Below are 7268 nucleotides of genomic sequence, written 5' to 3' on the forward strand. Positions count from 1 at the left end.
GAATACGGAAAATCTTATCGATATGAACGCTATGGCAAAGCTTGCCGTGGAAGAACATATCCCCATCGGCAGAAACCGGCTGTTTCGTTGGCTGAGGGAAAATGAAATTCTCATGTCAGGCAATCTACCCTATCAAAGATACATCGACCGTGGATACTTTGCAGTGAAAGAATCGGTTTTTGAAACGGATTCCTTTTCCAAAACCTATCAGCAGACGTTTGTCACCGGAAAGGGCCAACAATACATTATTGGCAGACTGAAAAAAGAGTTCGGGAATGAAGATGAAACGAACTGACAATCATATGAATGGTGGTGAAATTATGCTTGGATTTATCATAGGACTGCTTCTGGGCGGAACATTGGGCGCCGCAATAATGGCGCTGTGCAATGCCGCCAAAAGTGCAGATGAGGAAATGGAAACGAAAATAAAGTAAGGTAAGGTCGTTTTGCCAACAGCAGAAAATTTCTGCCATTTGCAAAGCGGCTTTTTCGCTTTCTGACGTTTTTTCTGCTGTTGATTTTAACGGCAGAAAGGAGTTACATGAACAGCTTTATGTCATGGGTAGGCGGGAAAAAGGCGCTCAGGGATGCCGTACTTGCAAGGTTTCCGCCATATTATGAACGGTATATCGAAGTTTTCGGCGGTGCAGGCTGGGTGTTGTTTCACAAGCCGCCTGGCAATGATTTCGAGGTGTTCAACGATTTCAACAGCAATCTGGTGAATCTGTATCGCTGTGTACGAGATAAACCCAATCAGCTGAAATACAAGCTGCGGTATGTCTTGAATTCTCGTGAGGACTTCAACTGGATTGCAGATTTGCACAAGCGAAATTTGTTTCCGAAATTCCGTGATATTGACCGTGCAGTAAAGTTTTATGAGCTGATTCGGTACAGCTACGCCAGCAGTCTGGACAGCTTCGCCTGTCAGCCCCATTCCATGTGGAGCGATTTTCCACAGATCGATATGGCTGCAAGACGGCTGCAAAAGGTTGTCATTGAAAATCGTGATTTTGAAAAGCTCATCCGGCAGTATGACCGTCCGGTGAGCTTTTTCTATTGCGATCCGCCGTATTTTGCCACGGAAAATTACTACAAAGATGTGGGATTTACCGCAAAAGATCATATTAGACTGCGTGATACATTGCTGAACTGTTCGGGGAAATTTCTCGTGTCCTACAATGACTGCCCTGAAATCCGGGAACTCTGGGACAAGCCGAATATTCATATGGAAGAAATCAGTAGATTAAATAATCTGGCGCAGCGGTATGACGGTGGATGTATGTACAATGAGTTGTTGATTTCTAATTATGATACCGGTGAGAGAGCAAAAATGACAAGACAGCTCTCTCTTTTTGACGATAACAACGGAGGTTTTACTTTATGAAACAGGTGATTTTTTCACAGATTTTAGCCGAAAACGGCGTGACAAATTTTAGCGGACTGTTTGATGAAAATGGCCTGCCGGTGCGTGTGGAACTGGAGAAAAATGCGGACGGCGTCGTCCTTACCGTTCTGCGCAGAGAATTATCGGAGGACGAACAGCAGGAAATCTGCATGGATTATGAACACTGCCAGGATTGTCCGCTGTGGGAACAATGCGATGCGGAGTGTGATGAAATATGATCCTTGATTGGTTCTGTACAAAAATTCGTTCGCCGACTTTTTCGGTAAGGTTCAGCAACAAAAAAACGCATTACAGCACGTATTTTCGTGCTTTTTTGAAAGGAAGTTTGTATATGTTCAAAAACAAAATATTGAAAAAACTGGGCGCAGGTCTGATGGCAGGACTCTGCGCTTTTTCCATGTTGGGAACAAATTTAAGCGGTTCTCTCGGAGTAAGTGCAGCAAGCAGTTCCACCGAAAACGCTGCATTCCCATCCGCCGATACGGTCATCGCAAAAGCGGCAACTTTGCTGGGAACACCCTACCAATTCGGGAACAAAGGTTATTCCGGCATTTACACCCAGGGCGCATATTCTCCCCTGTCTGTCAGCACCATCAACAGTCTCGGCATCGACTGTTCGGGACTTGTGTACTACACCTTGACCCAACTAGGCTACAAAACCACAGGCTTTTCCTGGAACAATCCTGTGCCCGTTGATACGGCGCATTGGCTGACTGTTAGCGATAACTGCACGATTACTTACGGCGGAAAGACTTCCAATATCGACATTGAAAAGCAAAACGTCAAAACGGAGGATCACCCCTACTGGGAGTGTGCGGACGGTTCGACGATTACAGCCGGTTCAGTGGTTGTGGCGGAGACGAAAAATATCAACCATGCCTGGATTTACATGGGCGAATTCAATTCCCGAAACGACGTGGTATCCTATCTGAAAAGCATCGGCGTTCCGGAAAGTCTTATCACTTCATCAACAGTCGGCAGCGGAAACGGCGACGGTGGTACGCATTGGCGTATTGAGTCCAATGGTTCCCAAGGTGTTGTTATCAACAACAATACGGACGGAAAAAGCGCAACCGCGCTGAATACTTCGGCGTTTCGTATTACTCAGAATGATGCGACATTCCGCATCAAAAAGTGTCTGGACGGAACGTCTCAGATTGTGGGCAAATCCACAGTGGACGGCAGCACGGCGAAGTACGGTGTTTACTCCGATTCTGCGTGCAAAACCAAGGTCGGAGAAATCACAATCGGCGCTGACGGAACAGGTTCGATAAAGCTTCCTATGGGGAGTTATTACGTCAAAGAGATTTCCGCTCCCACAGGGTATGAGCTTTCAACAAAGGTTTATGAGCTAAAAGCCAATCAGACTGTGACCGTTTATGAGGATTTTCAGGTTGGAAAAATCAAGGTCAACAAGACCTCCGAGGACAATATCGTCAAGGATATCGAATTCAAGGTTACCGGTTCAGACGGCAGCAGTTACACGAAAAAAACAAATTCCAGCGGTATTGCAGAGTTTTCTGCGCTCAATGTTTATGATATGAAAACGGGAAAAGCGATTACCTATACAGTTTCTGAAATTAACGTTGCCACAAGATATGAGACGCCAAAGGCACAAAATGTAACGCTGACAAGCGGAAACGCAGATCTGACTGTTACCGCCAATTTTGTCAATGATCTGAAAAAAGGTTCAATCAAAATCAACAAGCAGTCGGAAGACGGTGAAAATGGCGACAGAACGTTTGAAATTACAGGAAATGGTAAGACCTATACCATAAAAACAGGAGCTGACGGCATTGCGATACTTTCCGATATTCCTGTTTATGACAGCAATAACGAGAAAATTGTTTACACCATTTCTGAGAAGAATGTGCCGATAAAATATGTGATTCCTGCCGATCAGACGGCAACTCTTACGGCTAACGCAACTACAACTAAGACATTCGAAAATATCCTCAAAAAGTTTACCGCAGAGGTTGTGAAACAGGATGCGGAAACCGGTTCTGCACAAGGTGACGGCACACTTGCCGGAGCAGTTTACGGCATTTACCGTGACAGAGCGCTTGTTGACACCTATACGACCGATGAAAACGGATATTTCAAGACAAAGGAGTATGTCTGCGGAAATTACACGGTTCAGGAGATTTCTCCCTCCGAGGGATATCTGCTTGATACGACTGTTCATTCTGTAGGCGCAGAGCCGGAAAAATACACAATTGAAAGTAATCTCATTTCTATGACTGTGACTGAGGACGTGATCAAGGGCAATATTGCGATCATCAAGCATACGGATGACGGTACGACTCAGATTGAAACGCCGGAGGTTGGCGCGGAATTTGCGGTCTATCTGAAATCCTCCGGTTCTTATGCAAACGCAAAGAATTCCGAAAAAGATTATCTTGTGTGCGATGAAAACGGCTTTGCACAGACAAAGGATATGCCATACGGTATGTACACCGTTCACCAGACCAAGGGCTGGGAAGGTACTGAATTTATTGCCGATTTTGACGTATATATCAGCGAAAACGGACAGACCTACCGCTATCTTATCAATAATGCAGAGTTTGAAAGCTATGTCAAGGTGGTAAAGGTGGATTCTGAAACGAGCAATACGATTCCCTATGAGGGCGCAGGATTTGAGATTTATGATTCAAACGGCGGCAAGATCTCTATGTCCTACAGCTACCCAACACCTACGACAATTGATGTATTTTATACCAATTCTGAGGGCTATCTGATCACTCCGGAAGTCCTTCCCTATGGCGAATATTCGCTTGTGGAAGTTCAGGCTCCTTATGGGTATGTGCTGGACAGTACACCTGTGCCCTTTGCGATTTCCGCTGAAAATGCGGAGGAAGAAAACGCTCTGACGATCGTGAAAGTCAACAAGGAAAACACTTCCCAGAAGGGCAGAATCAGCGTTCAGAAAACCGGCGACTGCTTCGTATCTGTTGCAGCGGCGTCCTCCGCTTACACCGATGAAAACGGCGAGATGATAGTAAATCCGACCACCTACACTCCCGTGTTTGCGAACGGAAATCTTTCCGGTGCAGTATTTCAGGTGATCGCCTCTGAGGATATTGTTACTCTTGACGGTACAATTCGTGCAAATGCAGGCGACGTTGTTGCCGAATTTAAAACCGATGAAAACGGCTATGTGGAAACAGATTTGCTCTACCTCGGAAAGTATGACCTCTGCTCCTCCGTCAAATACACTCAGATTAGAAATCAGTGCATACCAGTCATGCTCAGAGAGGGTTGCTGCATTGTCCCGGCAATACTGAATAAAGTCGCAGGACGCTTCTACGATACGAATGCCTTTCTGTTCTCCGTGCAGTTCAGCTTTCGGTATATCTTCTGTTTCTTCCTGGACAGGCAGCACTTCTATCAGCTGCTCCTGTGTATACCTCCGTTCCGGATGAAACGAAATACACTCCACCATTATCGGTTCCTGCTTGCAGTGATAATAACCCGGTAGACGCATGACACGGCTTTCATTGACACAGGCAGGATCACCGCCGAAATACTGCACCAGTGCCTTCTGTATCGGACGGAACTGTGATACTTTTGCATCTTTCACAAACCAGTAAGTATGCAGAGATTTCCGGGTTCTGATAATCATAGACGGCGGCAGCGGAAACGCATCAATCAGAGTTTGCTGTTCCTCGAATGTTTTGTCATCCATTTCCACAAACTGTGCATTGATACGGACAATGCTGTCGTCCGTCTGACCGCCGGAGTTCACCACAAAAAAGATACCATGATTTTTCTTGTTATGTTCTTTCAGCGTAGACTCCACAGCAAAGAATTTTCCTGCCTCCACAGATATTTTTGCACCGGTAAAGATACCTTTTTTCCGGTCGTCAAAAATACGCAGGCATACTGTATCGTCCGGATTGAAAATAGCATTGATAACATCCTGTGCCGATATGTTCATACAACTTCCTCCATATCTTCTGTGAAATATCGAATCGGCATATGCCTGTGTTTTGCCCACCGTATCTCCTGTTCCATGCCCTCAGAAATGCTGCTGCCGAACACCCATAATTCCACGCATTTGGTTAATAGGACGTGATTCATGAACATTGCCGTCTGCCTCTCTTCTCCCAGAGTATCATCCATAAACTGCGGAAAAAGCAAATGCGGTGCAATGGGAATGCTGTGATGTGCTACTGCAAAACGGCTGTATTTCCGTGCATTTTCAATGTTCTCATTTGTATTGCCACGATAGGGAGAGCAGATATATACAAGCGGGCGAAAAGCGGCTAAACGGCGTGCTTTCCGTTCCTCGCTCTCGATTCTTTTCATTGCTTCAAATTCTGTTGGAGAGTAATATCCCTCACTGTTATGGGTTGCTGCCATGTTTATCCCTCCAATTCCTCTAAATTGCCGAAAGTTTCACCTGCGGATGCCTCTGCAACAAGCGGCAGATCAAACTCTGGAAACGGCTACTGTTCCATACTTTCACGAATAAACACTACCGCCTCATTCAGCTTTTCTTTCGGAATAATAAACGTCAGTTCATCGTGAATCTGTAATATCGGTTTCAGCCATGGACGCTCCGACAGTCCCTCCAAAATACGTACAATTGCCAGTTTCAGAATATCCGCTGCTGTTCCCTGAATCGGCGTATTTAATGCGCACCGCTCTGCAAAAGACTGCAAGCCCCAATTATCACTGCGAATATTGGGAAGATAACGTCTGCGACCAAGCCAGGTTTCTGTGTACATATTCTGCTTTGCCATGGCTTTGGTTTCATCCTGCCATGCGGTCAGTCCAGGGTATCCGGCTTTCAGATTTCGGATAATGGTTTCGCATTCTTCTATGGTCTTGTCCACGCCTGCCTTAAATTTCAGCGTGCTTTGCAGCCCTTTCGGAAACAGTCCGTAAAATGTACCAAAGTTTACATTTTTGGCAATGGTACGTTGTTCCTTGTACTCCTTCCGGTGCTTGTCCTGTGCTTCTTCGTAGGTACAGCCGAAAATGACAGAAGTCGTTGCTGCATGAATATCACCGCCGTTTTTGTAGGTTTCCATCATGGTTATGTCACGGCAGTAAAACGCTCCCACACGCAGTTCAATCTGCGAAAAATCCAGTGACAATATCAGATGATTTTCCGGTGCTTTGATAAAATTACGGACGCCGATGGGATCGTTGCTCTTGCGGGGGCAGTTCTGTAAATTGGGATTACGGCAGTTCATTCGTCCTGTTTCCGTGGACAGAGCAAAGAAATCCGGATGGATCCTGCCGGTTGCTGTGTTCCGGTATTTCAGATAACCGTCAATGTAAGTGGACTTGATCTTGCCCCATTTCCGGTATTCCTGTACCAATGTGAACAGAGGAGAAAGTTCCGGTCGGTTAGTATCACACCACTCCTTCAGCATGATCATGGACGCATCATCTGCTGCCTCTTTATTTGATGCAGTGACTTTCATAACAGGAAGTTTCAAAGTTTGATAAAGATAATCCTTGAAAGCTTTGGTACTGCAATTTGCACCAATGGGGATATCACCGATAATCATTGCAATTTCATTCCGAATGCGTTCCATCTGACCTTCCGCCTCATGCTGACGCTCTTTCATCAAATCCACATCAACAGGTACGCCGTTGTGCTTCATAATGCCGAGATATACCGCTGTGGGAGATTCAATCTGCTCCACAATATACCGATGTTTCGGAAGAAACCGGTCAAACCAGTTATTGAAAATATGATACAGCCGCAGTGCAAAATCAGAGTCTGCACAGCCATATCTTACTGTTTCAGCGTCCTGTGCATCCAGTTCGTCAAAATGTCTGCCGTTTGTAACTTCTGAAAATGTAGGCAGAGGTTCGTGACACAGTTCTGCCGCCAGCTTTTTCAGTC

General features: G+C 45.6%; 7 protein-coding genes and 1 pseudogene. 5 read left to right on the plus strand and 3 right to left on the minus strand.

The window, feature by feature from the left end:
* The 5 genes from QZ375_RS13165 to QZ375_RS13185 form a co-directional block, all read left to right on the plus strand.
* Positions 1-295: phage antirepressor KilAC domain-containing protein (locus tag QZ375_RS13165; RefSeq protein WP_295219713.1), on the plus strand; the 295-nt coding region annotated here is incomplete at its 5' end.
* Positions 276-434 carry a DUF3789 domain-containing protein gene (locus QZ375_RS13170; protein ID WP_295219714.1) on the plus strand — a complete coding sequence of 53 codons (159 nt, stop codon included), beginning with the start codon at positions 276-278 and terminating at the stop codon, positions 432-434. The genes QZ375_RS13165 and QZ375_RS13170, both read left to right, overlap by 20 nt.
* A gap of 119 nt (positions 435-553) precedes the next feature.
* Positions 554-1384: a DNA adenine methylase gene (locus QZ375_RS13175; RefSeq protein WP_295219719.1), complete on the plus strand. Its 831-nt coding sequence runs from the start codon at positions 554-556 to the stop codon at positions 1382-1384.
* Positions 1381-1623 carry a hypothetical protein gene (locus QZ375_RS13180; RefSeq protein ID WP_295219715.1) on the plus strand — a complete coding sequence of 81 codons (243 nt, stop codon included), beginning with the start codon at positions 1381-1383 and terminating at the stop codon, positions 1621-1623. The genes QZ375_RS13175 and QZ375_RS13180 overlap by 4 nt, the downstream gene beginning before the upstream one ends.
* A 671-nt stretch (positions 1624-2294) precedes the next feature.
* Complete coding sequence (locus tag QZ375_RS13185; RefSeq protein ID WP_365729165.1) at positions 2295-4883, plus strand: SpaA isopeptide-forming pilin-related protein; 2589 nt, start codon at positions 2295-2297, stop codon at positions 4881-4883.
* Here the strand turns inward: QZ375_RS13185 and QZ375_RS14320 are convergent.
* The 3 genes and pseudogenes from QZ375_RS14320 to QZ375_RS13200 all read right to left on the minus strand — a co-directional run.
* Positions 4791-5342 (minus strand): annotated as a pseudogene (locus QZ375_RS14320) (DNA-primase RepB domain-containing protein); the annotation flags it as partial. The gene QZ375_RS13185 and the pseudogene QZ375_RS14320 overlap by 93 nt on opposite strands.
* Positions 5339-5767 carry a DUF4406 domain-containing protein gene (locus QZ375_RS13195; protein WP_295219717.1) on the minus strand — a complete coding sequence of 143 codons (429 nt, stop codon included), beginning with the start codon at positions 5765-5767 and terminating at the stop codon, positions 5339-5341. The pseudogene QZ375_RS14320 and the gene QZ375_RS13195, both read right to left, overlap by 4 nt.
* An 86-nt stretch (positions 5768-5853) precedes the next feature.
* A partial coding sequence (locus QZ375_RS13200) for a DNA polymerase (RefSeq protein WP_295219718.1) occupies positions 5854-7268 on the minus strand: 1415 nt, incomplete at its 5' end.

Origin of the sequence: Ruminococcus sp. (genome assembly GCF_019417665.1) — a bacterium.
GTDB lineage: Bacteria > Bacillota > Clostridia > Oscillospirales > Ruminococcaceae > Ruminococcus_C.

What these genes read in the sequence shown, in the direction of transcription:
- QZ375_RS13170 (WP_295219714.1), top strand. Translation starts at nt 276, where the DNA reads ATGAAGATGAAACGAACTGACAATCATATGAATGGTGGTGAAATTATG.
- QZ375_RS13175 (WP_295219719.1), top strand. Translation starts at nt 554, where the DNA reads ATGTCATGGGTAGGCGGGAAAAAGGCGCTCAGGGATGCCGTACTTGCA.
- QZ375_RS13180 (WP_295219715.1), top strand. Translation starts at nt 1,381, where the DNA reads ATGAAACAGGTGATTTTTTCACAGATTTTAGCCGAAAACGGCGTGACA.
- QZ375_RS13185 (WP_365729165.1), top strand. Translation starts at nt 2,295, where the DNA reads ATGGGCGAATTCAATTCCCGAAACGACGTGGTATCCTATCTGAAAAGC.
- QZ375_RS13195 (WP_295219717.1), bottom strand. Translation starts at nt 5,767, where the DNA reads ATGGCAGCAACCCATAACAGTGAGGGATATTACTCTCCAACAGAATTT.